17 protein-coding genes are annotated in these 25284 nt (G+C 68.0%); 6 read left to right on the top strand and 11 right to left on the bottom strand.

Annotated features, from left to right (window positions below; genetic code table 11):
- Positions 1 to 213: 213 nt before the first annotated feature.
- The 3 genes from ABIB42_RS18400 (at position 214) to ABIB42_RS18390 (ending at position 4070) form a co-directional block, all read left to right on the top strand.
- The gene (locus ABIB42_RS18400; protein ID WP_429248771.1) at positions 214 to 2322 is read left to right on the top strand and encodes a bifunctional rhamnulose-1-phosphate aldolase/short-chain dehydrogenase; all 2109 of its coding nucleotides are present in this window, start codon (positions 214 to 216) and stop codon (positions 2320 to 2322) included.
- A 126-nt stretch (positions 2323 to 2448) separates the two neighbouring features.
- A complete protein-coding gene (gene rhaI, locus ABIB42_RS18395; RefSeq protein ID WP_429248770.1) occupies positions 2449 to 3744 on the top strand; it encodes an L-rhamnose catabolism isomerase in 1296 nt (431 codons plus the stop codon).
- A gap of 2 nt (positions 3745 to 3746) precedes the next feature.
- Positions 3747 to 4070: an L-rhamnose mutarotase gene (locus tag ABIB42_RS18390; RefSeq protein WP_005670405.1), complete on the top strand. Its 324-nt coding sequence runs from the start codon at positions 3747 to 3749 to the stop codon at positions 4068 to 4070.
- 50 nt (positions 4071 to 4120) lie between these two features.
- On the opposite strand, the gene ABIB42_RS18385 is transcribed toward ABIB42_RS18390, so the two are convergent.
- The gene (locus ABIB42_RS18385) at positions 4121 to 5470 is read right to left on the bottom strand and encodes a hypothetical protein (RefSeq protein WP_005670407.1); all 1350 of its coding nucleotides are present in this window, start codon (positions 5468 to 5470) and stop codon (positions 4121 to 4123) included.
- A gap of 156 nt (positions 5471 to 5626) precedes the next feature.
- On the opposite strand from ABIB42_RS18385, the gene ABIB42_RS18380 reads away from it, so the two are divergent.
- Both ABIB42_RS18380 and ABIB42_RS18375 read left to right on the top strand, forming a co-directional pair.
- Positions 5627 to 7900 (top strand): DUF6250 domain-containing protein, encoded by a 2274-nt coding sequence (locus tag ABIB42_RS18380; protein WP_429248769.1) that lies wholly within the window; start codon positions 5627 to 5629, stop codon positions 7898 to 7900.
- Between the two features lie 15 nt (positions 7901 to 7915).
- The gene (locus ABIB42_RS18375) at positions 7916 to 9277 is read left to right on the top strand and encodes a glycoside hydrolase family 88/105 protein (RefSeq protein ID WP_429248768.1); all 1362 of its coding nucleotides are present in this window, start codon (positions 7916 to 7918) and stop codon (positions 9275 to 9277) included.
- A 71-nt stretch (positions 9278 to 9348) separates the two neighbouring features.
- On the opposite strand, the gene ABIB42_RS18370 is transcribed toward ABIB42_RS18375, so the two are convergent.
- The 5 genes from ABIB42_RS18370 to ABIB42_RS18350 are packed head-to-tail and all read right to left on the bottom strand — an operon-like array spanning position 9349 to position 17420.
- Complete coding sequence (locus tag ABIB42_RS18370; RefSeq protein ID WP_273028825.1) at positions 9349 to 10323, bottom strand: glycoside hydrolase family 43 protein; 975 nt, start codon at positions 10321 to 10323, stop codon at positions 9349 to 9351.
- Entirely contained in the window at positions 10320 to 11609 is a 1290-nt protein-coding gene (locus ABIB42_RS18365) for a rhamnogalacturonan acetylesterase (RefSeq protein WP_273028826.1), read from the bottom strand. Before ABIB42_RS18365 ends, ABIB42_RS18370 begins: the two co-directional genes overlap by 4 nt.
- Before the next feature lie 19 nt (positions 11610 to 11628).
- Positions 11629 to 14310, bottom strand: coding sequence for a Tat pathway signal sequence domain protein (locus ABIB42_RS18360; protein ID WP_429248767.1), 2682 nt, complete (start codon positions 14308 to 14310; stop codon positions 11629 to 11631).
- Between the two features lie 4 nt (positions 14311 to 14314).
- Positions 14315 to 15535 (bottom strand): DUF4861 family protein, encoded by a 1221-nt coding sequence (locus ABIB42_RS18355; protein WP_005670418.1) that lies wholly within the window; start codon positions 15533 to 15535, stop codon positions 14315 to 14317.
- A gap of 10 nt (positions 15536 to 15545) precedes the next feature.
- A complete protein-coding gene (locus tag ABIB42_RS18350; RefSeq protein WP_184235794.1) occupies positions 15546 to 17420 on the bottom strand; it encodes a rhamnogalacturonan lyase in 1875 nt (624 codons plus the stop codon).
- 261 nt (positions 17421 to 17681) lie between these two features.
- Here ABIB42_RS18350 and lldD point away from each other — a divergent pair, with 261 nt between their 5' ends.
- A complete protein-coding gene (gene lldD, locus ABIB42_RS18345; protein WP_429248766.1) occupies positions 17682 to 18815 on the top strand; it encodes an FMN-dependent L-lactate dehydrogenase LldD in 1134 nt (377 codons plus the stop codon).
- A gap of 18 nt (positions 18816 to 18833) precedes the next feature.
- Here lldD and ABIB42_RS18340 read toward each other — a convergent pair whose 3' ends face one another.
- The 5 genes from ABIB42_RS18340 to ABIB42_RS18320 all read right to left on the bottom strand — a co-directional run bounded on the left by ABIB42_RS18340 (position 18834) and on the right by ABIB42_RS18320 (position 25126).
- Positions 18834 to 19826: a site-specific integrase gene (locus ABIB42_RS18340; RefSeq protein ID WP_429248765.1), complete on the bottom strand. Its 993-nt coding sequence runs from the start codon at positions 19824 to 19826 to the stop codon at positions 18834 to 18836.
- A 239-nt stretch (positions 19827 to 20065) separates the two neighbouring features.
- A complete protein-coding gene (locus ABIB42_RS18335; protein ID WP_429248764.1) occupies positions 20066 to 21517 on the bottom strand; it encodes an MFS transporter in 1452 nt (483 codons plus the stop codon).
- Between the two features lie 48 nt (positions 21518 to 21565).
- The gene (locus ABIB42_RS18330) at positions 21566 to 22162 is read right to left on the bottom strand and encodes a TetR/AcrR family transcriptional regulator (protein WP_005670428.1); all 597 of its coding nucleotides are present in this window, start codon (positions 22160 to 22162) and stop codon (positions 21566 to 21568) included.
- Positions 22163 to 22265: 103 nt separating this feature from the next.
- Positions 22266 to 24107, bottom strand: coding sequence for a DEAD/DEAH box helicase (locus tag ABIB42_RS18325; protein WP_429248763.1), 1842 nt, complete (start codon positions 24105 to 24107; stop codon positions 22266 to 22268).
- A 74-nt stretch (positions 24108 to 24181) separates the two neighbouring features.
- The gene (locus tag ABIB42_RS18320) at positions 24182 to 25126 is read right to left on the bottom strand and encodes an alpha/beta hydrolase (protein WP_229409918.1); all 945 of its coding nucleotides are present in this window, start codon (positions 25124 to 25126) and stop codon (positions 24182 to 24184) included.
- Positions 25127 to 25284: the final 158 nt, after the last annotated feature.

The following is a 25284-nucleotide window of genomic DNA, read 5'->3' as shown; positions in this document are numbered from 1 at the left end:
TTCCCGGCGCTGCAGCGCACAAATGCTCAAATCGCTCAAGTCGGTGATTGATTCTTACTTGGTCAGCAAGTTGATTGTTTCCGCGTTGACACCCCGTGGGCCGCTGCTTTCTACTGTCTGCCGATGCCGTAGCGCTGCCCGGGCAGCATGCGGACGCAGGACATGGATGAGACGCATCGATTCGATGACAAAACAATCAACTAGGAGATACAGATGGGCGCCTTGAGCGAAACGAAGCAGCGCGAACCGATCACCTCGCGCTGGGATGAAGCCGTTGCCGCCACCTTGAGTGAGCCGGAACTGCTGCTGTACCGGTCCAACCTGCTGGGTTCCGACCTGCGGATCACCAATTTTGGCGGCGGCAATACCTCGGCCAAGATCGACATGGTCGACCCGCTGTCGGGCGAGCAGGTCGAGGTATTGTGGGTGAAGGGTTCGGGCGGTGACCTGGGCAGCATCAAGCTCGATGGCTTCTCGACCCTCTACATGAGCAAGCTGCATGCGCTCAAGGCACGCTACCGCGGCCTCGAACACGAAGACGAGATGGTCGGCTACCTGCCGCACTGCACCTTCAACCTGAATCCGCGCGCGGCCAGCATCGACACGCCGCTGCACGCGTATATCGCGCGCCGCCACGTCGACCACATGCACCCGGACGCCTGCATCGCGATCGCCGCCTGCAAGAACAGCAAGGAGCTCACCGCGAAGATCTTCGAGGGCGAGCTGGGTTGGCTGCCGTGGCAGCGTCCCGGCTACGACCTGGGCCTGAAGCTGGAGGCCGTGTCGCAGGCCAATCCGCAACTGAAGGGCATCATCCTCGAAGGCCACGGCCTGTTCACCTGGGGCGACACTTCGCAGTCGTGCTACGAGACCACGCTGGCGATCATCAAGCGTGCCGAGGATTGGCTGGCGCAGAACGTCCAGCAGCCGGTATTCGGCGGCCCGGCCAGCCCGATCCTGCCGGCGCCCGAGCGCGCGGCGCTGGCGGCGCGCCTGATGCCGCTCCTGCGCGGCAAGATCAGCAAGGACGAGTACAAGCTGGGCCACTTCGACGACAGCGACGCCGTGCTCGAATTCGTGAGCAGCGCCCACCTGGCGCCGCTGGCGGCGCTGGGCACCTCGTGCCCGGATCACTTTTTGCGCACCAAGATCCGCCCGCTGGTGCTGGACTTCGACCCGGGCGCGCCCGATTTCGAGCGCCTGGCCGCGAGTCTCGACCAGGCCCTGGTCGACTACCGCGCCGACTACACCTCCTACTACGAGCGCTGCAAGCGCGCCACCAGCCCGAAGATCCGCGACGCCAACCCGATCATCTACCTGATCCCGGGCGTGGGCATGCTGTCCTTCGCCAAGGACAAGGCCACCGCGCGCATCGCCGGCGAGTTCTACGTCAACGCCATCAACGTGATGCGCGGCGCGAATGGCGTCGACACCTATGTCGGCCTGCCGGAACAGGAAGCCTTCGACATCGAGTACTGGCTGCTCGAGGAGGCCAAGCTGCAGCGCATGCCCAAACCGAAAAGCCTGGCCGGCCGCATCGCGCTGGTGACCGGCGGCGCCGGCGGCATCGGCCAGGCGGTCGCGCGCCAGCTGCTGCAGGAGGGCGCCTGCGTGATGCTGACCGATATCGATCCCGAGGCCCTCGAACAGGCCGGCAAGGACCTGGCCAAGGTGGCAGGCAAGGACAGCATCGGCACCGTGCGCGCCAACATCACGAGCGAGGAAGAAGTGGCCGGCATCCTGGAAGCGGCGGCGTTGCGCTTCGGCGGCCTCGACCTCCTGATCTCGAACGCCGGCATCGCCTCGGCGGCGCCACTGGACGAGACCACGCTCGACATTTGGAAGCGCAACCAGGACATCCTCGTCACCGGCTACTTCCTGGCCACCCGCGCGGCTTTCCGCATCATGAAGCAGCAGGGCCTGGGCGGCAGCATGGTCTTCGTGGGCAGCAAGAACGGCCTGGTCGCATCGGCCGGGGCCTCCGCCTACTGCACCGCCAAGGCGGCCGAACTGCACCTGGCGCGCTGCGTGGCGCTGGAAGGGGCCGAACACGGCATCCGCGTCAACGTCGTCAATCCGGATGCCGTGATCCGCGGCTCGCGCATCTGGGACGGCAAGTGGAAGGAAGAACGCGCCGCCTCCAACAAGATCGAGGCCGACGACGTCGAGGAGTTCTACCGCAAGCGCAGCATGCTGAAACTCTCGGTGCTGCCGGAGGACATCGCCGAAGCCGTGTACTTCTTCGCCGGCGACAAGTCGGGCAAGAGCACCGGCAACATCCTGAACGTGGATGCCGGCAACGCGGCCGCCTTCACCCGCTGACTACGCTGCCGACTGCGGTCGATACGCTAAGATAGCGGGACATCACAACAAGCCGGGACGCAAACCCTCCAGGGCGCGCGTCACCGGTCATCGGCGGCTTATGCCGCCTGCATCAAGGAGACGAGTATGACAAGCGTTATCGACGCCGGCCTGGTCGCGGACCAGAACGCCAAACTGGACGCGCAGCTGCAGGCCGACTACGAGGGATTGGGCGGCATGCTGGCGCGCCGCGGCCTGGACATCGACCGGTTGACCGCGCTGGCGCAGAGCTTCGCCGTGGCGGTGCCCAGCTGGGGCGCCGGCACCGGCGGCACGCGCTTCGCGCGCTTCCCGGGCCGCGGCGAGCCGCGCAATGTGTTCGAGAAGCTGGAAGACTGCGCCGTGATCCACCAGCTGACCCGCGCCACGCCCAGCGTGTCGCCGCGCTTCCCGTGGGACAAGCCGACCGACGCCTCCGAGTTGCGCGAAACGGCGCAGGCGCTGGGCCTGGCCTTCGACGCGGTCAATTCGAACACTTTCCAGGACCAGCAGGGCCAGGAACAGAGCTATAAATTCGGCAGCCTTACGTCGGCCAGCGCCGCCGTGCGCGCCCAGGCGGTGGCCCACAATATCGAATGCATCGAGATCGGCCGCGCGATCGGTTCGCAGGCGCTGACCGTGTGGGTCGGCGACGGCGCCAACTTCCCCGGCCAGCATAATCTGCGCGGCGCGCTCGAGCGCTACCTGGACAGCATGCGCGAGATCTACGCCGCGCTTCCCGCCGACTGGAACGTGTTCATCGAGCACAAGCTGTTCGAACCGGCGTTCTACGCCACCACCATCGCCGACTGGGGCACCAGCTTCGCCTGCGCCACCGAGCTGGGACCGAAGGCCAAGTGCCTGGTCGACCTGGGCCACCATGCGCCGAACACGAATATCGAGATGATCGTGGCGCGCCTGGCGCAGTTCGGTAAACTTGGCGGCTTCCACTTCAACGACAGCAAGTATGGCGACGACGACCTGGATTCCGGCTCGATCAACCCGTTCCAGCTGTTCCTGGTGTTTAACGAGCTGGCCGATGCGGCGCGGCGCGAGGGCGACGCCTTCAAGCCGGCCTATATGCTCGACCAGTCGCACAATGTGACCGACCCGATCGAGAGCCTGATGAGCAGCGCGGCCGAGGTGCAGCGCGCCTTCGTGCAGTCGGCCCTGGTCGACCGCGCCGCGCTGGCGGCTCTGCAGGAGCAGAACGACGTGCTGGAGGCCGCGCAGACCCTGAAGCGCGCCTTCCGCACCGACGTCAGCCCGATCCTGGCGATGGCGCGGGTGCGTGCCGGCGGCGCCGCCGATCCGGTGGCCTGCTACCGCGCCAGCGGTTACCGCGACCGCGTGGCGGGCCTGCGTCCGGTCAAGGCCGGGGCCAGCAGCAGCGGGATCGTCTGACCATGACCGTTCACGCCACGCGGGCGTTCCGCATGAAGCTCAAGGCCGGCAACGAGGCGGAATACCGGCGCCGGCACGACGCCATCTGGCCCGAGCTGGCCGCGCTGCTGTCTGGCGCCGGCATCCACGATTATGCGATCTTCCTCGACGAGGCGACGCTCGACCTGTTCGCGGTGATGAAGCTGCACCCGGGGCATGAGCTGGGGCCGCTGCCCGACCATCCGGTGATGCGCAAATGGTGGGATTACATGGCCGACCTGATGGAGGTCGAGCCGGGCAACCGGCCGAAGGAGTGGCCGCTGACCCAGGTATTCCACCTGGCTTGAACCCGATTGGTCCCGCGGCCTGGCATTGCCAGGCCGTTTTTCCGTTTGCGTCAGCGCGCCGGGAAGCTGCGCTCGAGCCAGGCCTTCGGCACCGGCACCACCACGATATTCATCGAGCGGCCGTCCTCGGACAGCATCGCTGACTGGATCTGGATGCGGGTGCCGTCGGCATTGAAGGTCGGGTGTGGATGGTCGGCCGCGGTGGTCTTGTGGCCGGTGGTGAGCAGCATCATCTCGCGGTTGCGGCGGTCGATCAGGTAGACGCTGCGGCTGAAGTCATCGCCCACCGCGAAGCGGCCATCGCTCGAGCCGTGCACGTGCCACAGGCCGCTGCCCGATTCGGTCTGGCCGACGATCTGCATCTGGCGCGTGCGCAGGTTGACGATCGCCAGGCCGGTCGGCTTTTCGCGGGTGCCGGTGGCGCCCCAGCCGTCGTCCTGGCCCGGATTGGCGCCGCCGACGTCGGTGGCCGGGCCGGCCACCGAGGCCGCCGCGCCGGGAATCGCGCGGTGGCCCATGATGGCCATCGCCACCTCGTCCTTCGTGATCACCGCCTCGTGCGTGACCCATTCGTACGGCGCTTCCGGATACAGCGGACGCAGGCCGCTGCCGTCGGCGCGCACGGTCCAGGTGCGCTGCGGCGACTTGCCGCCGGTCTCCCAGCAGAACACGATCTCGCCCGGATTCCACAGATTGGCCTGGATGTGGCCGACCTGGAACGGCACCGACACCACGTGTTTTATTTCGCCGGTGCGCACGTTGAGGCGCGCGATGCCTTGCGGGCCGGCGCCCATCTTGCGCGGGCCGAAGGCCGGCTCGATCTTCGTGCCCGGCGCCAGGTGCCTGGCCGCCTGGCCGGGGCCGACCTTGAAATAGACCCATTCCTCGTCGGCGTCGAGCGCCAGGTCGCCGCCGGCTTCCAGTTCGGCCGGCAGGTTCGAGACCACGCGCTGGTAGGTCGCCGCGGGCTGCATGCGCCTGGCGGCGCTGTCGGCCAGCACGCGCGCCAGGTCGGTTTCGACGATCTGCAGGCCAGCGTCGCCTTTGCGCATGTAGTACAGCTTCATCGACTTCTGCGCCAGGTTCAGCATGCCGGTGTAGCCGCCTTCGGTCACCTGCACCAGGTCGCCCGTCTCTTCGTTCACCGCCAGCGCCTCGCTGCCGGCCAGCCGCGAGCGGAACACCAGCCACTTGCCGTCGGCGGTCCATTGCGGGTGGGTCGGGTAGATCTTCGAATCGCCATGCGGTTTGCTGGTCAGGAAAGTCAGTTCGGTGCCGGTGACCGGATCCTTGACGAGCTTGCGCTCGGAAGGAAAGCGTTTGCCGATCTGGGCCGAGGCGTCGGCGCACAGCAGCAGCGCGACGGCCAGGCCGATCGCGGAATGGATGAGGGGTCGCATCAGGGTGTCTCCGTCTTGTGGATGTTGTCCGCTCATTGTTACAGTACGAGTTGCTCATTTCCAATCATATTGCTGATTCTTTCTGCGGTTTGACCGCCGCGGCTGATTACGCCGCATAGAATCTGCCTATAACAACGACCGACGGAGACCGTGGCAATGACTGTTTCGCGCGCCCTGCAGCGGATACTGGTATGGCTGGCGCTGGCCTGCGTCATGGCATCAAGCCATGCGCAAGGCCCGGCCGCCGCCGTGAATACCGACCCCGCGCGCGCCCGGGTCGTGCTGCCGGAACCGGCCAACCCGGCCCTGCCTTCGATCATCCTGATCGGCGACTCCACCGTGCGCAACGGCCACGACGACGGCCAGGGCAAGGGCGCGCAGGGGCAGTGGGGCTGGGGGAATCCGCTGGCGGCCCACGTCGATGCGGCGCGCGTCAACCTGGTGAACCGCGCCGTGGGCGGCCTGTCCAGCCGCACTTATATCAGCAGCGGCCATTGGGAGCGCACGCTGGCCCTGGTCAAGCCGGGCGACGTCGTCATCATGCAGTTCGGGCACAACGACGCCTCGCCGGTCAACGACGACAAGCGTGCGCGCGGCACGCTGCGCGGCGTGGGCATTGAATCCACCGAGATCGACAACCTCCTGACCGGCCAGCGCGAGACGGTGCACAGCTACGGCTGGTACCTGCGCAAGTACATCGCCGACATCCGCGCGAAGGGGGCGACGCCGGTAGTCGCCTCGCTGGTCCCGCGCAAGGCCTGGAACGACGATGGGGGCAAGGTGCGCCGTAACCGCGCCGATTACGCTGGCTGGGCGGCCGAGGTGGCGCGCAGCGAACAGGTGGGCTTCATCGACCTGAACGAGATCGTGGCGGGGCGCTACGACGCGATGGGACGTGACGCGGTCATGGCACTGTTCCCGGCCACCGTGCCGGACGAGCGCGTCCATACCAACTGGGCCGGCGCGGTGCTCAATGCCCAAGTGGTGGCGCTCGAGTTGGCAAAGCTGGGCCACCCGCGCATGAAGACGTTCCTGAAACCGGTGGACGACGTGCGGCCGGTGGTCGATGCGCGCACCGTGCGCGACGAGGTTGCGCGCGATCCGACCTTGCCGACCCTGTTCCTGGTCGGCGATTCAACCGTCAAGAGCGGTGGACAGAACGGGGCGATCGGCTGGGGCGAGCGCATCGCGCCGTATTTCGACGCCGGCAAGATCAATGTGGTCAATGCCGCGATCGGCGGCCGCAGCAGCCGCACCTTCTTCACCGAGGGCCGCTGGGAGCGGGTCAGGGCGCAGCTCAGGCGCGGCGACGTGGTGCTGATCCAGTTCGGTCATAACGACGGGGGCCGCATCGGCGACCCGGCCTCGAAGAACCGCGCCTCGGTTCCGGGCATCGGCCCCGAGACGGTCGAGGATACCCGGCCCGACGGCAGCAAGGAACAGGTGCACAGCTTCGGCTGGTATATGGCGCGTTACGTCGCCGACGCCAGGGAGAAAGGCGCCACCGTCGTCATCGCCTCGCCCATCCCGCACCGCGACAAGTGGCAGGGCGAGCGAGACTTCGCCAACATCGCCGACTGGGGCAGGCAAGTGGCCGCGGCCGGCGGCGCACACTTCATGGACTTGACGATGCTGGTTTCGGACGCCTATCGCGATATTGGGGCGGCCACCGTCGACACCTTCTTCTCGGACGCCCGCACCCATACCAACGCGGCAGGCGCCGAATTCAACGCGCGCCAGGTCGTCGCCGGCCTGGCCGCGTTGCCGGGCGATCCGCTGGGGCCTTATTTTTCGCCGCAGGCCTGCGTGCGCTGGGGCGAGCGCGGCGCCTTGCTGCACCGGGACGATTTCGATGGCCCATTGAGCGGCTATGTGAGCGAATATGTGCGCAAACCCGGCAACATCGTCGCCAACCGCGACGGCCGCCTGCTGATCGACGTCGATTCGGGCGCCACCGTGTGGCTCGACAAGCCCCTGTCGGGCAATCTCCTGATCGCCTACACGCGCCGGGTGGTGATGGACGGCGGGCCGAACGACCGCCTGTCGGACCTGAACCAGTTCTGGATGGCGCGCGACCCGGCGCGCGACTCGCTGTTCACCCGTTCCGGCAAGTTCGAGGACTACGACGACCTGGAACTGTATTACGCCGGCATGGGAGGCAACGGCAACACGACCACGCGCATGCGGCGCTATGGCGGCGGCCAGCGCGAGCTGGTCGCCGAACGCCTGGGCAGCGACTTCCTGCTCGAGCCGAACCGCGACTACCGCGTCGAGATCGCGGTGCAGGACGGCTGCACGCGCATGCGCGTGGACGGCCGAGACGTCTTTACTTATCACGACCCGCGGCCGCTCACGCGCGGGTATGTCGGTTTTCGCACCACGTGGTCGCGCCAGACGATCGACGGACTGACCATCCACCAAATCCAATAAAAGGAGACTTCACCGATGCATTCCCCCAAGCCGCGCCACACCCTGATGGCCATTCTCGTGGCGGGCCTGTTCCCGTTCTCCCTGGGCGCGATCGCGCAGGACGCGCCGCCGCCGCAGGAAAAAGGACCGGCGCCGGCCGACGCCATGCTGCACGCGCTGGAGGTGACTTACCCGACGCCGTACCGCGCCATGGAAGCGGCCGAGGTCAAGGCCGTGCTCGACCGCGTGTTCGCCTACCTCGACCGCACGACGCCCGCTGAACTGATCGACAAGACCACGGGCGCCGCCATCACCGACGTAACGAAGGCCGACCCGAACGCGGTGCTCAAGCCCGGCGACTTCCGCCTGACCAGCTACGAGTGGGGCGTGACCTATATCGGCATGCTGGCCGCGGCCCAGGCCACCGGCGACGCCCGCTACCAAGAGTACGTGACCAGGCGCCACACTCTTCTGTCTCAATTGACCCGCGCCTACCTGCCGGTAGTGAAGGCCGATGCGCAGAACGCGCATGCGCCGATCAAGAGCTTCCTGAACCCGCACGCGCTGGACGATGCCGGCGCGCTGTGCCACAGCTTCATGAAGGCCAGGGTGGCCGGCTCCAAGGTCGATTACGGCCAGATGATCGGCGTGTGCGGCGACTTCGTCACCAACAAGGAATACCGCCTGAAGGACGGCACGCTGGCGCGCGGCGGCCCGGACGGCAAGGGCGGCCGCAAGATGCGCCCGCTGCCGGACACCCTGTGGCTGGACGATATGTTCATGGGCGTGCCGACCATGGCCTACCTGGGCAAGACCACGGGCGAGGCCAAGTACTACGACGACGCGGTGCGCCAGGTGCAGCAGTTCTCCAAGCGCATGTTCAACCCCAGGCTCGGCATCTACATGCACGGCTACGTCGAGGGCAAGCGCGATCATCCCGAGCTGCGCTGGGCCCGCGCCAACGGCTGGGCGGTGATGTCGATGGTCGAGGTGCTCGAAGTGCTGCCGAAGACCCACAAGGGTTACAACGCCGTGCTCGAACAGCTGCGCGCCCACATCCGCGGGCTGGCCGGCTACCAGAGCCGCGACGGCTTCTGGCACCAGCTGATCGACCGCAACGACACCTACCAGGAGACCTCCGCCACCGCGATCTATGCCTACGCGATCGCGCGCGCGGTCAACCGCGGCTATGTCGAACCGGAGATGTATGGCCCGATGGCCAACCTGGCCTGGAACGCCGTGGCCAGCAAGGTGACGCAGAATGGCCAGATCGAGGGAATCTGCGTGGCACCGGCATGGCCTTTGATCCGGCGTTCTATGCTTATCGCCCGACCAGCGTCAAGGCGGCGCACGGATATGGTCCGACCCTGCTGGCCGGCGCCGAGATCATCGAGATGAACAAGAAGTTCAAGTTCGGCTTGAACGATAGCGGCCTGATGTTCCAGGGCGGCCGCGACTGAGCCTCCCTCTCAGGGCGCCAGCGCCCTGAGCCGCTCCACCAGGCTGGCCGGGGCCGCGAACGCGGTCCCGTGGCGCATCTTGCGCGGAAAGCGCATGCGCGTGCTGACGTCTTCCCAGTGCAGCATGTCGCGCGAGCGCAGCGCGCCGTAGTGGCCGGCGGTGTAGGCGTCGAAGTACAGCAGCACCTCGTCCCCGACCTGCAGCGCGCTCGGTCCCTCGGCCCACAGGCCGGCCGGCGTGACCGGCGCGCTCAATGGTCCGAACGGGCCTTCCAGGCTGGCCGCCTGTGCGACCTGCAGGTATTTGCGGGGAGGATGGCGGGTCTCGTCCTTCACCACCAGCCACTCGCGCCCCAGCGCCCGGACGAAGGTGGCGTCGATCACCGAGAAGCCCGGATCGTAGAATAGCCGCGTCGGCGTGAAGCTGGCGAAATCCTTCGTGGTGGTGGCGTAGATGCGGTGGTCGTACCTCTTGTCGCCGGCAGCGTCGCCGCCGGCCTCGGTATGCGGGAAGCGGCCCGGGATCGTCGACGACCACAGGATCAGGAAATGCGCGCGTCCGGCGTCGTGGAATATTTCTGGTGCCCAGGCGTTGAGCGCGCCCGGTTCGTGCGCCATCACCGGCAGGCTGCGCTGGCCCGACCATTGCACCAGGTCGGGCGAGGAGGCGTAGCCGATGCCGGTGTCGTTCCAGCCGCTGGTCCAGACCATGTGGAACAGGCCGTCCGGACCGCGTTCGATGCACGGGTCGCGCATCAGTTTGGTCGGGCCGACGGTGGGCGCCAGGAAGCTGGCGCCGCCGCGCAGCGCTTCCCACTGGTAGCCGTCGCGGCTGGCGGCAAAATGCAGGCCGTCGGCGCCGTTGCCCAGGAAGTAAGAGAACAGGTAGGCCTGGTCGTCGTCGCTCCGGCTGGCCGGCAGCGGGCCGGCGCAGCCGCCGAGCAGGCCGCCAGCCAGCAGGGCCAGGGTGGTACGGCGCTTCATCGAGCAGCTCCGCTGGTCACTTCGCGCTGCCCGTCGTCGCCGAGCGGTCGTGGTTGCGTGCGTCCGGGGCTGGGCGGCGCCGTGAAGCCGGCCACCGGATCGGGATGGGCCGGGTCGAAGCGAAAGTCGGGGACGAGGTGGGCGGCCAGCGCAAGCTTCGCCTCGCGCATGCCCAGCGCCACTGCCTTGGCCAGCAGGTAGCTGCCATATGGGTTGTGGTGGGTGTTGTCCAGCTTTCCCGGGGCGGGTGAGGCAAACGCCGCCTTCGAGCCCTCCACCCCGAGCGCGGCGTACAGGGTCTTGCTCATCGCGTTGAGGTCGATGAACGGCACCCGGAGTTCGCGCGCCGCCTGGCGCGCGGCCTCGGCATAGTCGCTGAGCGTGGGCCTGACCTGGCCCGCCGCGTCGAAGGCGCGGCGCTCGACCGGCGAGACGATCACCGGCAGGCCGCCGCGCGCACGCGCCATGTCCACATGGGCCCTGATCTCGGCCTTGTAGGTCGTGAACGGGCCGCTGCGCCCGTCCTTGACCTGCTTCTGGTCGTTGTGCCCGAACTGCATCAGGAGCAGGTCGCCCGGCTGCATCATGCTCAGGATCTTGTCGATGCGGCGGCGCGCCAGCGAGTCGCGGTAGGTCTCGCCCGACTGCGCGTGGTTCGACACCGCGACCCGGGGTCCGAAGAAGCGCGGCAGCATCTGGCCCCAGCTGTTGTACGGTTCGCCCGGCTGGTCGCTCACGGTCGAGTCGCCCAGCAGGAAGATGGTCGGCACCCTGGCCGGCACGATCTCGATGCGCTGGACGGCGTTTGGCTCGCCATTGAATTCCAGGGTCAGGCGCTCGTCCCAGTTCCAGGCTTCGGACTCGGTTTCGCGCGGGGCCTTGAGGGCGACCGCGCCGGCCGCGACGCCAGGCACGGGGGCGATGCGCGCGGTGCGCACATTGGCGACGAAGGTGCGCAGCACGCGCTGTCCGGCCGCCGCCGGCACGTTTTCGAGCATCAGCCGGCGCAGCTCGGATTTTATCGTGGTCGCCGTCGGCTGCGTGGCATGGCCCAGGACGACGGTGACGGCGTAGTTGCCCTCCGGGAGGCGGACCGAGAAATAGTGGCCGCCATCCTCGAAGCCGTAGCCGCGCGCCGCGTCGTAGGGCGCACCAGGCGCGACGCGGGTGTGGCCGGCGGGCGCCTCGGCGTCGCCGAACACGAACCGGGTCGGCGCGGCGGCGTGCACGTGGGCGGCCAGCAGCGCGCCGGCCGCCAGGCAGAATGCATGGAAAGTGTGGGTCATGGCGAATCGCATCGAAGGGTCAGAGGGCGTCACCGATCAGCGCCAGGTTCTGGATCGCGGCCAGGCCCCATTGCGCGGTGTCGTTGGTCGTGGCCCACGGCACCTCCATGACCGGATTGAGCGTGGCCGCGCCAAGGACCCTGGTCGCCACGAAGGGCGGATAAGGGCGGGCGTGCGCGAACTCGGCCCAGGCGCGGCGCGCCAGCGCCGGGTCCTTGCGGCGCCAGGCCGCATACGCCGTCTGGCGCGAGTGGCCGATTACCAGCACGTCGGAGCCGCCATGCGGCTGGCCCAGGCGGCGCTGCTGCTCGTCCTTCGGCGCGTTGTACAGGGCGCAGTAGTCGAGCCAGGCGCGTTCGAAGGCCTGGTCGCCGGTAAGGGCGATCAGCTCGTCGAACACTTCCACCGCGCCAAACACGGCGTTCAGGTGCGAGGCCTTGACGCTGTCGCCGGCCATATTGTGCAGGCGACCGGTGCGGGGCTCGTAACCCATGCGTTCGCCGCTGAAGAAACCGTGCGGCATGGCCGCGATGTCGCGCATGCCGGTCAGGATCTTGTCGCGGTAGCGGGTGTCGCCGCTGCGTTCCCATTCGGTGAGCCAGTTGGCCGCCAGCGAGGCCCAGTCGGTGCCGAAGCTGGCGCGCACCGGATACGGGCCCTTGGACGGCTGGTTCGGGAGCTTGCGCACCGGGTCGACGGCGTCCAGGCGCAGGTCGGCGTCCAGCAGCTCGCGCATGACGTCGCCGGTGCGCTCGTCGGCCGTCAGGTAATAGTACATGCGGCGGTAGACCGCGGTGCTGATGCGCACCTGCTTGGCGCTGCAGCCCCAGTGCTGGACGTTGTGGCGCGTGCCCAGCCCGGCGAAGCGGCCCAGGTGGTAGGTGTCCACATCCGTGGTGTGGCGCACCATGGCTTCGCCCATGCGGAAGATGTCGGCGCGGCCGCTGCGCAGAAAAGCGTACCACAGCCACAGGTCGGGCGAGAGTTCCGAATTGGCCCAGGCATAGCCGCCGACGTCGTAGCGCCATTCGTGGCGATCGGTGTCGTAAGTGTGGCGCACGTCGCCATGGTCCCAGAAGCCGTACCAGCGGCGCTGCTCGACCTCGTCGCGGTAGAAGGCGAAGTTGGCGTCGAGCCTGTCTTCGATGTGCGCCTTGGCCGGGGTCGAGCGGTCCGGCAGCGCATACAGGTTGCCGAAGGCGCGCGTGGCCAGGATGTGGGCTGGCGCCGCGCACAGCTGCGGCGGCGACTGCACATGGGCCGCCATGCGCACCAGCTGCTCGCGCGCCGGCGTCGTGTCCAGCGCCCACAGCGTGAATTCACTGCTGCGCGCCACGCCGACCGGCGTGCCGAAGCCTTTTTCGTAATCCTCGTAGGTGACGTCCAGCGCCTGCAGCTCGTCGGCATGGGTCTGCATGCCCATGCCGTCGTGATAAAAGCGCAAGTCCATCGCCGGCGCATCCGGCGCCCAGATCCACAGCGTGACCTGGGCGGCGTCCGTCTGCGCGTTGCGGATGTCGAGCTGGGTCGGATGGCGCTGCCAGAAGTCGCGCATGCCGAAGGCCAGGCCGCCGCTGGCGCCGCCGATATAGCCCAGGCCCGGCGCGCGCCGGCCCCAGGCCGCGTCGATCCAGCCATGGCCTGCCTTGGTCCGCTTGCGGATGCGGAAGCTGTCGGGAGAAAGCTGCGCCAGGCTGTAGTCACCCCAGGCCGGGATCAGGTGCAGCGACTTGTTCACGCGCTCGGAGATCGGCGGCACCGCCTGGCCGGCCAGCTGCGCCTTGCGCACCGCTTCGCCGGGATCGCGCCGCAAGCCGGTGAGATTGCGCACGCCCTCGGCCCACAGGCCGCCAGCCTCGCCGCCGAAGCGCACGTGGCGGTCGTGCGGAGCGTCGACCAGCGGCACGTCGAAGCGCAGGCCGAGGCCGCGCACGAAATCCTTCTGCTCGTCGCCGTCGAACACGAAGGTGTGCATGATGCGCACCGATTCGGCGCCGGCGTAAAAATACAGGCGTAGCGTGAACGGCAGCCAGGAACGGTCGCCATCCCGGGCGCGGTGCATGCCCTCGACTTTTGCCACGCAGCGCACGGGCCCGCGCTGTTCGAGCGTGACGCGCTGCAGCCGGCTCTCGTAGGCCGTCTGCCGGGTGCTGCCGTCCGGGCTGTCGTCGCTCAGGGCGACCAGCTTGCCGGCGCGCGCGATCTCGCGCCCTCCACGGCGCAGGCTGCGCACGATGTCGGCGCCCTGGCGGGGGATGGCGCACTCGATGACGCCGGTGTCGATCTCGATGGCGTCCGGGCTTTCCCTGACCGTCACTCGCTTGCCGCCCGTGGCGCCGGAACTGCCGGGCCGCAGGCGCAGGCGCTCCGGCGCCGCATCCATCGGCGGCAACGCGTGCGCGCTCCACTTCAGCGAACCGTCCGGCCAGTAGGCCAGGGCCCAGCTCTGGCAGGGCAGGTCTTGCCCGCCGCCGGCCAGGACGAAGGCCTGGTCCCTGGGGAGCGCGCCGCGTGGCCAGGGCACGCCGAAGGTGGCGCCGGTCAGCAAGGCAGGCCTGCCTTCGAGCCAGGATAGATCCACCTTCCCCGGTGCGGCCGGGGCGGCCGGCGCAGCATCGGCCTGCCCCGCGTTCAGGCCCAGCGGCAAGGCGGCGGCCAGGGCTCCGGTCTTGAAGAAGCTGCGGCGGGACAGCGGCGCCATGCTGTCAGCGTCCCGCGGCCAGGCTCACGCTCACCGGCGAACGCAGGCGCAGCGCCTCGTCGGCGACCTGCTGCTGCCACTGCGCCTGGGTCGCGAACGGGCTGCCGCGGGTCCAGGCGGCCCCGACATAGTAGCGCAGGGGCTGGCCCGATGTGACCGGCGCCGTCACCAGGCCGTTGCGCGCGTCGGCGGCGAAGCCCGAGGCCGACGGCACGATCACCGCCACGCCGAAGTCGCCGAAGCTGCGCTGGGTGACCCATTGCACCAGGCTGCCTTCCGCCTTGTTCTGGGCGAAGTCGACTTTGACTTCCTGGCCCTTGTCGCTCGGGTTCTTGTGCAGCCCGACGGCGGCGTCGAGCGTGGCCGGGCCGCTGAAGGTGAAGGTGCTGTCGATGCGGTCGAACCAGCGCCCGGCGTCGACCGTGAAGCGCTTGACCTCGGACACCTTGGCGCCGCCCGCGTCCCAGGCGTCGTAGTGCAGTTCGAACACGGTGCGGATCGGGCCGTTGGCCAGGATCCGCCACTCGCGGTAGTTGGCGCCGACGTGGAGCTGCTTGCCGTCCCAGATGCCGGTGCCGCCGGCGCCGCGGGTGGGGCCGACGTTGTACATGTCGATGCCTTCGCCCTGGTCGACGTGGTAGTGGTCGTGGCCGATGTTGTACCAGCGGTCGACGATCGGATACGGCACCCGCTTGAACCAGATATCGAGGCCGCTGGTGACCAGCACTTCCTTGTCGCTGCCGGGCGGCGCCGGCGCCTTGAGCGCCGGGCCATAGGCGCGGTGCGCCAGCTTGTCGTTTTCCCAGGCGAAGTCGTCGAGCCGCTCCTGCACGAAGCGCGCATAGGTCTTGGGCGGGAAGGGCGGCACGGTGGCCCCGGCCTTCTCGATGCTGAAGGTGGCCGATTTCTCGCCCGCCTTGAAGTCGTACTGGAACAGCAGCTCGCCATAGGCGGCGCCGATCATCTGCGGGTCCTTGGCGGTGGCCGCGACATTGGTCACCTGATAGGCCAGGGTGCGGCCGGCCCCGTCCTTGATCACGAGCTGCTGCGATCGGGCCTGCGGCAGGGCCTCGTTGATTCTAGCCCAGGGAATCGAGATCGTTTCGGCCGGCCGGGCGATGTCCAGCGCATGGCTGGCGGTCACGCTCAGGCGATCAAAGGCGCGGGCGTCGAAGGTGAGCAGGGTGGCGAGGGCGGCGAGGGGAAGGGAAAGGCGAACAGTCATGTCAAGGGCGTTATCTGGATTGATCGGAAACCTGCAGCGGCAGCGTCATGCCTTCGCCGAGGAAGAAGCTGGGATGGGGCGGCTGGTTGTAGGCGGCATTCTGCGCCGCCACCTGCACCCGGTACTGGGTGTCGTGCATCAGGGTCGGGATGCGGTGCCGGGTCGGCGCCGTGGTGGAGAACACCAGCAGCGCCGCGTCGTCGGCGCTGCGCCAGACCACTTCTTCGCGCCAGTCGCCGAACAGGTCGGCCGACAGCACGGGATTGGCCTTGGTGCCGTTGATCGAGGCCGCGCCATGCTTCGCCCCGTCGAGGAGCGGCTCGAGGCGCTGCGCCTGTGGGTTCCATTTTTCGATCCGGGTGCCGTCGAGCGACTCGCGCAGCAGGTCGCCATCCCACCACAGGCCGAAGTTGAAGGCGCGCGGGCGCACGGGCGAGATCTGCACGCCGGCAGCGTTCACCAGGCCGCCGGCCGGATTGTTGATGCCGCCGATCGCGGCCCAGCACTCGTTGCCCGGATGCGCGGGATCGATGTCCATGCAGATGCCGCGTCCCACGTCGATGCTGCTGGCGATGCCCCACAAGACCTTGCCGGTGGCGGCGTCGTGCATCTCGGCGCCGTGGCCCTTGTAGCAAGAGGGCGACTCATGCACCATGAATACCTGCAGGCCCGGCCGGCTCGGGTCGTGCTTGCCGACGTGCAGGGCGTCGCCGTGGCACAGGCCGGTGCTGTACATCAGCGCGCCGTCGCTCCTGATGGTGGCGGCGCCGTAGACGATGTCGTCGCGGCCGTCGCCGTCGGCGTCGGCCACGGCCATCCAGTGCGCGCCCTGGCCGGCGGCGGCCGTGTTGGCGGGCAGGTCGCTGTCGAACACCCAGCGCCGGGTGAGCTTGTTGTCGCGCCAGTCCCAGGCCGCCAGCACGGCGCGGGTATAGTAGCCGCGCGCGAACACGGCGCTCGGACGCGCGCCGTCGAGATAGGCCACGCCGCCCAGGAAGCGGTCGACCCGGTTGCCGTGCGCATCTCCCCAGGCCGCGACGTCGCCGCGCGGCGGCGCGTAGTCGGTGCTGGCCAGGGCGGCGCCGGTGCGGCCGTCGAACACGGTCAGGAATTCCGGGCCGGCCAGGATGTAGCCGTCCTTGTTGCGGTGGTCCGCCGCCGGGTCGCCGATGGCCTTGCCGGCGCCGTCGACGGCGCCGTCGGCGGTCTTGGCCATCAGTTCGGCGCGGCCGTCGCCGTCGAAGTCGAAGGCGAGATAGGTCGTGTAGTGGGCGCCGGCGCGGATGTTCCTGCCCAGGTCGATGCGCCACATGAACGTGCCGTCCAGGCGGTAGGCATCGATGAAGGTCGAACCCGTGTAGCCGCGATGGGCGTTGTCGTGGGCGTTGCTCGGCTGCCACTTGACCAGCAATTCGTAGACGCCGTCGCCATCGAGGTCGGCGGCGGAACCGTCGTTCACGCCATAGGTATAGGCCTCGCCATCCGGGGTGTCGCCTCCAGCGGGTTTGCGCAAGGGGACGGTCTTGAACGGCTGCGGCCAGGTGGCGCCGGCGCGCCCGTCGACGGCGCTTTCGACCCCCTTGCTGACGGCACGTACGCTGTAGGCCGCGCTGGCGGAGGCGCCCGCATCGACGAAGTTGGTCGCGGTCAGCGGCGTGGTATTGATGCGCACGCCGTCGCGGTACAGGTTGAAGGTGGTGGCCGGGTCTTCCGGGCCGAGCGCGCGCCAGCTGACGAAATTGCCCGCGCCGGTGTGGATCGCGACGACGCCGCGATCGAGCGGCTCGAGCTGGCGGCCCGGGGTGGCGCAGGCGGCGCAGGCCAGCGCCAGCAGCGCGAGGGCCGCGCCGCGTTTCAGTTTCTGGTAAGGGGGAATGGATGCCATCGTTGTCCTGGTCTGCGTCCTGGTCTGCGCCCTGGTCCGATCAAGGCGTGTCGGCCGAGTATTCATTTTCCGTTCGGGAAGTGTCAACGGGCGGGCGGCCTTGCGGTCCATTTAATCAGGCGCTTGAGCGTTTGCCCTGCATGTCAATACGGCGTGCGCGCTCAGGACGCTGATTATCCCGGGCCCCTGGATGGACGAGGATGCGCGCGACGGCGTAGACTGCGGATTCGATCCGCTCATCTGCTCATCCAGTATCCGTACATGATCATTTCGTCCGCCACCGACTTCCGCCAGGCCGCGCGCCGCCGGCTGCCACCCTTCCTGTTCCACTACCTCGACGGCGGCGCGGGCGCCGAGCAGACCCTGCGCAGCAACGTCGACGACCTGCAGGCGATCAGGCTGCGCCAGCGCGTGCTGCGCGGCTCCGAGCAGCTCGATTTGAACGTGCAGTGGTTCGGCGAAGGCTATTCGCTGCCGATCGCGCTGGCGCCGGTCGGCCTGACCGGCATGTACGCCCGGCGCGGCGAGGTGCAGGCGGTGCGCGCCGCCTGCCACCGCAACATCCCGTTCATCCAGTCGACCGTCTCGGTGTGCCCGCTGGCCGAGGTGGCGGCCCAGGCCGCGCACCCGATCTGGTTCCAGCTGTACGTGCTGAAGGACCGCGGCTTCATGCGCGACGTGATGCGCCGCGCATGGGATCTCGGCTCGCGCACCCTGGTGTTCACGGTCGACATGCCGGTGCCCGGCGCGCGCTACCGCGACGCCCACAGCGGCATGAGCGGGCCGAACGCACCGCTGCGGCGCATGCTGCAGGCCGTGCTGCATCCGCGCTGGGCCTGGGACGTGGGGCTGTTTGGCCGTCCGCACGACCTGGGGAACATCACGGCCTATCGCGGCAGCGCCACCGGCCTGGCCGACTACATCGGCTGGCTCGGCGCCAATTTCGACCCCGGCATCGCCTGGCCCGACCTGCAATGGATCCGCGACGAATGGCAGGGCAAGCTGGTGATCAAGGGCATCCTCGATCCGGAAGATGCGCGCGATGCGCTGGCCTTCGGCGCCGACGGCATCGTGGTGTCGAACCATGGCGGCCGCCAGCTCGATGGCGCGCCCTCGAGCGCCTCGGTGCTGCCGGCCATCGCGGCCGCGGTCCAGGGGCAGATGACGATCTTCGCCGACGGTGGCGTGCGCACCGGGACCGATGTATTCCGCATGCTGGCGCTGGGGGCGGATGGCGTCCTGCTGGGGCGCGCCTTCGTGTATGCGCTGGCCACCCAGGGCCAGGCCGGGGTCGAGCGCCTGCTGCAGATCATGGAAAAGGACCTGCGCACCAATATGGTCCTGACCGGCGTGCGCTCGGTCAGCGAGATCGGGCCGCACCTGCTGGCGGCCTGACGGTTTTTCGGGCGCCCGTCATTCTTCCGGATCCGGCCTCACGCGCGTGAGCTTGTAGTCGGCGGCGGAACGCTCGAGCGCCAGGCCCAGCACATCCTTCAGTTCGTCGGGGCTCGCGCCCCCGTCCAGCTGGCGCTTGGCGAAGGTGTTGCGCAAGGTGCGCCCGCCGGAGCGCGACAAGTCCATGCCGGCCCGCTCGAAGGTGGCGCGCATCTGCATATAGACGGTCTTCCTGGTCATCCTGGCCCCGGTGAGGTTGGCCGGGAATACGAACTCGCCCGGGATCGCCATCGCTTCGCGCTCCTCCAGCCAGGCGCGCAGCTCGTCGGCGCCTTCACGGGGGAGGGCGACCTCGTGTTCATGGCTGGTGTCGAGCTTTTCAGTCGGCGTGATCGTCAGCACGATCGCGCCGTCGATCGACGCCTGGCGGCCGACTTCCGCGGTCAATAGGCCGACCGCTTCCGTTACCTTCAGGCCCGCCAGCGCGATGACCACCTGCATGGCCCGGTCGCGGCGGCGCTTCCAGCCATCGAAAGGGGTGTTGCGGCGTTTGCGTGGCGCCTCGGCCGGCAGCGCGGCGAAGAAGCGCTGCAGCTGGTCTTCCGACAGGGTGCGTCCGGCTTCATCCTTCGCGATGTGGGCGCGGTCGATGCCGAGGATTGCCTCCTGGGCCGGATTGGGCACGACCCCGAGATGCTCGTAGCAGCGCTCCAGCAGGCGCAGGTAACGGTAGGCGATCTTGCTGTTCAGGATGCGCTTGCCCTTGACCGTGCGGCCGATGAAGCGCAGCAGGTCGGCCTTGGACACCCTGGAGAAGGTGAGTCCCTGTTCCTGCAGCCAGCCGGCCAGGTTGTTGAACATGAACAGGTAGATCTTTGCCGACGCCGCCGACAGCACCCGCAGCGTGCCGTCGGCGCGCTGGCGCCGGCCGGTTTCGGCGAAGGCCGTGGTCGATATGAATGCCTTGAAGGATTTGACCGGGTCGGCGTCCCATGAAGTGGCGGTGTGCATGGCAAGACGGGTTGGGTGGAGATGACGTCACCATATCATAAAACGTAACTAACCAACATAGGACAGCCACTCAGACGAATCAGCTAACGCTGACGACTACGGAAAAGTTAACACTACCCAACAAAGCTTGCAGGAAAGGAGGGACCTGTGGACGCTCCATGCGCAGAGAAGGCGGTTCTGACGCTCCTGAGATGGCGCCGCGTGGGCGCCGTCAAGAAAAGGCGCGGATGTCGGCGGCCTTACGCACCGCTGGTCCGGCCTGTCACGATCGGGGCGACGCTCGCCTGGCGCGCCAGCGTCGCGCCCAGCACCGCGCCGAGGCCGAGGCAACAGGCGATGCACAGGATGGCGACGGTGAAGGCGTCCGTGATCGCCGCCGGGTCGTCATGCACGCCGCGGACGGTGTAGAAGACGCCGCCGATCAGCGCCACGCTGAGCGCAGTGCCGACTTGCAGGGTCGAACTTGCGACGCCGGCGATCATCCCGGCGTGGGCGGGCGCCACGCGGCCCGTGATCATTCGCATCAGCGACGGCAGCGCCAGCCCCTGGCCGCAGCCGATGACGAAGAGCAGGGCGGCCAGCGTCGCCCCCGCCGGGGCGACACCCACCGGCGTCGCCGCCACCAGCGCGGCCAGCCCGACAAAGCCCGATGTCAGTAATGCCATGCCGACCGGATTGAGCCACTCGCCCAGGAGGCGCCTACCGAACGGCGTCGCCAGGGGCCCGAGCAGGTAGCCGAGGCCGAACGGCAGGAACACCAGGCCGGCGTCCAGGGCGCTCACGTGCAGCGCGTTCTGCAGATAGACCGAGAACAGCAGGAAAAAGGCGGCCAGTGCATAGAACAGCAAGGCGATCACCAGCGCGCGTCGCATGCCCGGTGCGCGCAGCGCGGTGGGATCGACCAGCGGCGCGCCGCCTGCGCGGACAAGCGCGTTCTGGTGGCGCCAGAAGCACCATGCCAGCAAGGGCGCGGCGCACAGACACAGCCAGGACCACCAGGGCCAGCCCGCTTCCCGGCCTTCGATCAGCGGCACGATCAGGGCGCCCAGTGCGAGCACCGACAGCGCCGTGCCGCCCGGATCCAGCCGGATGGAGCGCGGCGCGCGCGTTTCCTTCAGCAAGGGCAGGCCGAATGCCAGGACCAGGATCGCCACCGGCAGGTTGACGAGGAAGATCATGCGCCAGCCCATGCCGAACAGGTCCAGTGCAATCAGGATGCCGCCCAGCGCCTGGCCGATGACGGAGGCCAGGCCGAACACGGCGCCGTACAGGCCGAGTGCGCGCGGCTTCTCGGCTTCCGGGAAGATCGCATGGACCGACGCGAGCGCCTGCGGCGCCATGATGGCGGCCGTCACTCCCTGCAAGGCGCGCCCGGCGATCAGCGCCGCCGGCGACCAGGCCAGGCCGCACAGCAGCGATGCGGCGGCGAAGCCGGCCAGCCCGAAGAGGAAGATCCGGCCACGACCGAACAGATCGCCCAGGCGTCCGCCGCTGATCAGGGCGACCGCATACAGCGCGGCGTAGGATGAAATGACGAGCTGCTCGGCCGAGGCCGGGGCGCCCAGTTCGGACTGGATCGACGGCAGCGCCACGTTGACGATGAAAAAGTCCAGCGGCGGCAGGAAGGAACCGACCAGCAGGACGGCGAAGATCGCCCAGCGGCGCGGTTCGGGTAAGGTCGTGTGAGTCATCGGATCCCCCTTACGGAACCAATCGGTTCCAAAGTAGACAAAAAAAATTCAGTCGAGAAGACGCATGCCGGTGTCGACGATTGCGACCATCTCCGCTTCGGGAACGCCGGTCTTTCCCAGCACGCGCATGCCCTGGATCTGGCAGACAAGAAAATGGGCCAGCACCTGCGGGTCGCGTGGCGCGATCTCGCCGCTCGCCTGGCCGCGCGCGATCGCCTGCGCATACAGTTGCTGCAGGCGGCGGAACATGCGGCCGGTGCGTTCGGCGATGTCCGGGTCGTGCGTGCCGACCTCGGTGGCCATCGCCACGATCAGGCATCCGCGCCGCCCGGCATCGCCTGAGGAGAGATCAGCAAGGCGCATCAGCGAAGCGCGGATCGCTTCCCTGGCGGAGCCCTGGCGGGAGAGGAGGTCGGCGGTGGCTTGCAGCCCTTTGTCCATGTACAGGTCGAGCGCGGCCAGCAGCAAGCCCTTCTTGTCGCCGAACGCCTTGTACAGGCTGCCGCGCGACAGGCCCGTGCCCTCGATCAGGTCGGGCAGGGAAGCCCCTTCGTAACCCCGGTCCCAGAACACGTTCATCGCGTCGCGCGCGGCGACATCCAGTTCGAATTCGCGGGGGCGACCGAGGCCGCTATGATTTGTCATCGATAATCCTGAGGTGCTGGTCAATATGTGAACCGATCGGTTCCTATATTAGCACCGCGCGCAAGAAGAATGCAACCGTGGGAGCTGCACGGCTCAACGACGCTCAGAGCGCGCGCAAAACACCCATCGCCCCCGACATTTTTTCCGACAGCAGGGAGGTGTCGCTATGCGTCATGACCAGTTCCTGCGTGGCGCGGGTCATCGCCACATACAGCAGCCGCGCCTCGTCGCGGTCATCCTCGCCCTCCCTGGCCGGCGCGCCGATGCCGGGGATGCAGACGAGCGGGAATTCAAGCCCTTTGCTGCTGTGCATGGTGATCAGTTTCACGCTATCGTGTTCCGGGACGAACGAGCCCTTGCGATCCTGCTGCCACTGGAAGGGGATGCCCTTGTGCGCCAGGGCGTCGACGAGCAGCTTGCCGATGCCGTAGCGGCGGTAGACGACCGCCATGTCGTTCCATGGCATTCCCAGGCGATTGGCTTCGGCCAGGCGATCGGCCAGGAACGCGGCCTCGTCCTTCAGCGTCGGCAAGGTAATGAGCAGGGGCTTCGGGCCGCGGCGCCCGGCGCTCATCGGCAGCACGGTCGGCGCTTGGTCCTCCTCGGCATCGCTTGGCGCCAGCAGGTTGTCGGCGAAGGCGCGCGCCACCGCCAGGATTTCGGCCGTATTGCGGTAGTTCAGCTTCAGGATGGTGGTGCGGCCCTTGGCCTGGATGCCGACGCTGGAAAACGAAAACCGCGGCTTCTTGCGGTCGCCATAGATCGACTGGGCGTCGTCGTACAGCACCAGCAGCGAGTTCGAGTCCGGGTGGACCATCTGGACCACGAGCTTGAACCATTCCGGCTTGAAGTCGTGGCCCTCGTCGACCAGCACGGCGTCGTACTGCGCCGGCGGGATCAGCTTCTGGTCGACCGAGCGGATCACGCGTTCCACACAGGCCTCGAAGAAGGCGTTGGCATCGCCGTCATTGACCGGCTTGCCCGCGTGATAGGCGTCGAGCTGGCGCACGCACCAGGCATGGAAGGTGGCCACGTGGACCTTGTCCTGCAAGCCTTTCGCCGCCATCACGCTCGCGAGCTTGGTTGCCAGCGTCTTGTTATAGCACAGCACCAGGATCGGTCGCGTCGAGGATTTCGCCAGGTGTTCGGCCCGGTAACCAAGGATCAGCGTCTTGCCCGAACCGGCGACGCCGTGGATGACGCGGTGCCCTTCGCCCAGGCTGCGCGCCAGCTGCTCCTGCTGCAGGTCCATCACGCGCAGGACGTCGGGCAGTTCGACCGTCATCTGGCCCGGTTCGTCGAACGCATCCGGCTGGGGTGGAATACGCACCTCGGGAAAGATGTGCCAGCGGATGCGGTCGATCTGGGGCAACGTCAATTTCATCGTGAACTTGATGGGGAACATCTGCCACAGCCGCTGCTGGAAGGCTTCCGCGTCCACGGCTTCGGTCATCTCGTCCTGGCAGATGACGAGGTGGGCCGGCAGGACGCCGCCCAGCTCGGCCTTGTCGAACTGCTTGCGGCTGATATTGGTCAGCACCACGCCATGGCCATAGGGAAAGAACGGCTTCCCTTTCAGCGAGCCGCTCGGCCAGACCAATTGCGGGTCGCGTTCGAGCTTGTTGAGAACGGCGAACATGTACTGACGCGCCTGTTCCAGGGGATTCTGCACGTGCTTGATGCCGTCGCCCGCCAGGATCGCGACGGCCTGCTTGTCGATGCTGCGGATCGTGTCGAGGCGCCAGTCCTTGACTTCCAGCACCAGCAGACCGCGGTGTGGATGGAATACGACGAAATCGGGATGCTGGGTGCGATCGCCGATCGAGACGTCGTACCAGCACAGGTAATCGTCTTCCAGCTTGTCTTCGAGACGGGCCGCCAGGCGGCGCTCCCCTGGCGTCATGCGCGAGGCGCAGGCGCCGATCGAAGGTATCAGCGTTGCCATGTGCGCTCCTTGTTTCACTCAGAAAATCATTTTACCCGACGCCCCGACCACGAAAACTCGCCAATCTCCACCGCCTATTTCGTCCGGTCCAGCAAGCCACGCGCCTGCAACCACTCCTCGGCGCGCCGCGGCCACGCCGATGCGGTGCCCAGATTGGGCCGCATGCCCATCCCATGCTCGCCATGCTCGAACACATACATTTCGGCGGGCACCTTGGCGCGCGTGAGCGCCTGGTAGAACAGGATGCTGTTCTCGACCGGCACGGCGGCATCGGCCTGGGTATGGATCAGCAAGGTCGGCGGCGTGCGCGCCGTGACCTGGCGCGCGACCGACATCAGCTCCACGTCCGCCGCGCTCGGCGACGCTCCTAGCAGGGCGTTGCGCGAGCCCATGTGCGCCGCCGGTCCTTCGAGCGCGATCACCGGGTACATCAGCACCAGGAAGTCGGGCCGCGCGCTGACCGCGTCGAGCGGGGCGCCGGTGCGTCCGAGCGGATGGTCGAACAGGGTGCCCGCGCTGGCGGCGAGGTGGCCGCCGGCCGAGCTGCCCATCACGCCGATGCCCTCCGGCCGCAGCTTGTACTGGGCTGCCTGCGAGCGCACCAGGCGCACCGCGCGCAGCACGTCCTGCAGCGGCGCCGGATGGCCGAATTCCCGCATGCGGTACTTGAGCACGAAGGCGGTCACGCCCAGGCCCGCTAGCCAGCGCGCATACTGTTCGCCTTCGCGCTCGATGGCCAGGCGTTCGTAGCCGCCGCCGGGACAGATCACGACGGCGCTGCCGTTGGCGCGGTCGACCGCGGGAAGATAGACGGTGAGGGTGGGCTCGGAAACCCGGCTGATCCTGCCGTCGACATAGCGTTCCGGTTCCAGTCCGGCGCGGGCGCCGGGCACGCCCTCGGGCCAGAGCGGGATCGTGGCGGGCGCCGGTGGCCAGCCTTCCGCCGATGCAGGCGCGGCTGACAGCGCGGCCCCCGATGTGGATGCGGCCAGCATGGCGGCCCCGACCTGTTTCAACATGCGTCTCCGTGTCGTGTGCATGATTATCCTTGATTATTATTATCCTTATAGTAACCCAGTGACGGCTGAGCAAGCACTGGAATGAACCATCCGGCCAGAGGCGACGCAGCGCCTGCGTGTTAAAATACGCGCCTATCCTTGGCAGTAGCGGATCGAGC

The sequence above is a fragment of the Massilia sp. UYP32 genome, assembly GCF_050434365.1.
Classification (GTDB): Bacteria; Pseudomonadota; Gammaproteobacteria; order Burkholderiales; family Burkholderiaceae_D; genus Telluria; species Telluria timonae.
The sequence above is the reverse complement of the archived record's forward strand: the minus strand, read 5'-3'. Positions and strand labels throughout refer to the sequence as shown.

What these genes read in the sequence shown, in the direction of transcription:
- ABIB42_RS18400 (WP_429248771.1), top strand. Translation starts at nt 214, where the DNA reads ATGGGCGCCTTGAGCGAAACGAAGCAGCGCGAACCGATCACCTCGCGC.
- rhaI (WP_429248770.1), top strand. Translation starts at nt 2,449, where the DNA reads ATGACAAGCGTTATCGACGCCGGCCTGGTCGCGGACCAGAACGCCAAA.
- ABIB42_RS18390 (WP_005670405.1), top strand. Translation starts at nt 3,747, where the DNA reads ATGACCGTTCACGCCACGCGGGCGTTCCGCATGAAGCTCAAGGCCGGC.
- ABIB42_RS18385 (WP_005670407.1), bottom strand. Translation starts at nt 5,470, where the DNA reads ATGCGACCCCTCATCCATTCCGCGATCGGCCTGGCCGTCGCGCTGCTG.
- ABIB42_RS18380 (WP_429248769.1), top strand. Translation starts at nt 5,627, where the DNA reads ATGACTGTTTCGCGCGCCCTGCAGCGGATACTGGTATGGCTGGCGCTG.
- ABIB42_RS18375 (WP_429248768.1), top strand. Translation starts at nt 7,916, where the DNA reads ATGCATTCCCCCAAGCCGCGCCACACCCTGATGGCCATTCTCGTGGCG.
- ABIB42_RS18370 (WP_273028825.1), bottom strand. Translation starts at nt 10,323, where the DNA reads ATGAAGCGCCGTACCACCCTGGCCCTGCTGGCTGGCGGCCTGCTCGGC.
- ABIB42_RS18365 (WP_273028826.1), bottom strand. Translation starts at nt 11,609, where the DNA reads ATGACCCACACTTTCCATGCATTCTGCCTGGCGGCCGGCGCGCTGCTG.
- ABIB42_RS18360 (WP_429248767.1), bottom strand. Translation starts at nt 14,310, where the DNA reads ATGGCGCCGCTGTCCCGCCGCAGCTTCTTCAAGACCGGAGCCCTGGCC.
- ABIB42_RS18355 (WP_005670418.1), bottom strand. Translation starts at nt 15,535, where the DNA reads ATGACTGTTCGCCTTTCCCTTCCCCTCGCCGCCCTCGCCACCCTGCTC.
- ABIB42_RS18350 (WP_184235794.1), bottom strand. Translation starts at nt 17,420, where the DNA reads ATGGCATCCATTCCCCCTTACCAGAAACTGAAACGCGGCGCGGCCCTC.
- lldD (WP_429248766.1), top strand. Translation starts at nt 17,682, where the DNA reads ATGATCATTTCGTCCGCCACCGACTTCCGCCAGGCCGCGCGCCGCCGG.
- ABIB42_RS18340 (WP_429248765.1), bottom strand. Translation starts at nt 19,826, where the DNA reads ATGCACACCGCCACTTCATGGGACGCCGACCCGGTCAAATCCTTCAAG.
- ABIB42_RS18335 (WP_429248764.1), bottom strand. Translation starts at nt 21,517, where the DNA reads ATGACTCACACGACCTTACCCGAACCGCGCCGCTGGGCGATCTTCGCC.
- ABIB42_RS18330 (WP_005670428.1), bottom strand. Translation starts at nt 22,162, where the DNA reads ATGACAAATCATAGCGGCCTCGGTCGCCCCCGCGAATTCGAACTGGAT.
- ABIB42_RS18325 (WP_429248763.1), bottom strand. Translation starts at nt 24,107, where the DNA reads ATGGCAACGCTGATACCTTCGATCGGCGCCTGCGCCTCGCGCATGACG.
- ABIB42_RS18320 (WP_229409918.1), bottom strand. Translation starts at nt 25,126, where the DNA reads ATGTTGAAACAGGTCGGGGCCGCCATGCTGGCCGCATCCACATCGGGG.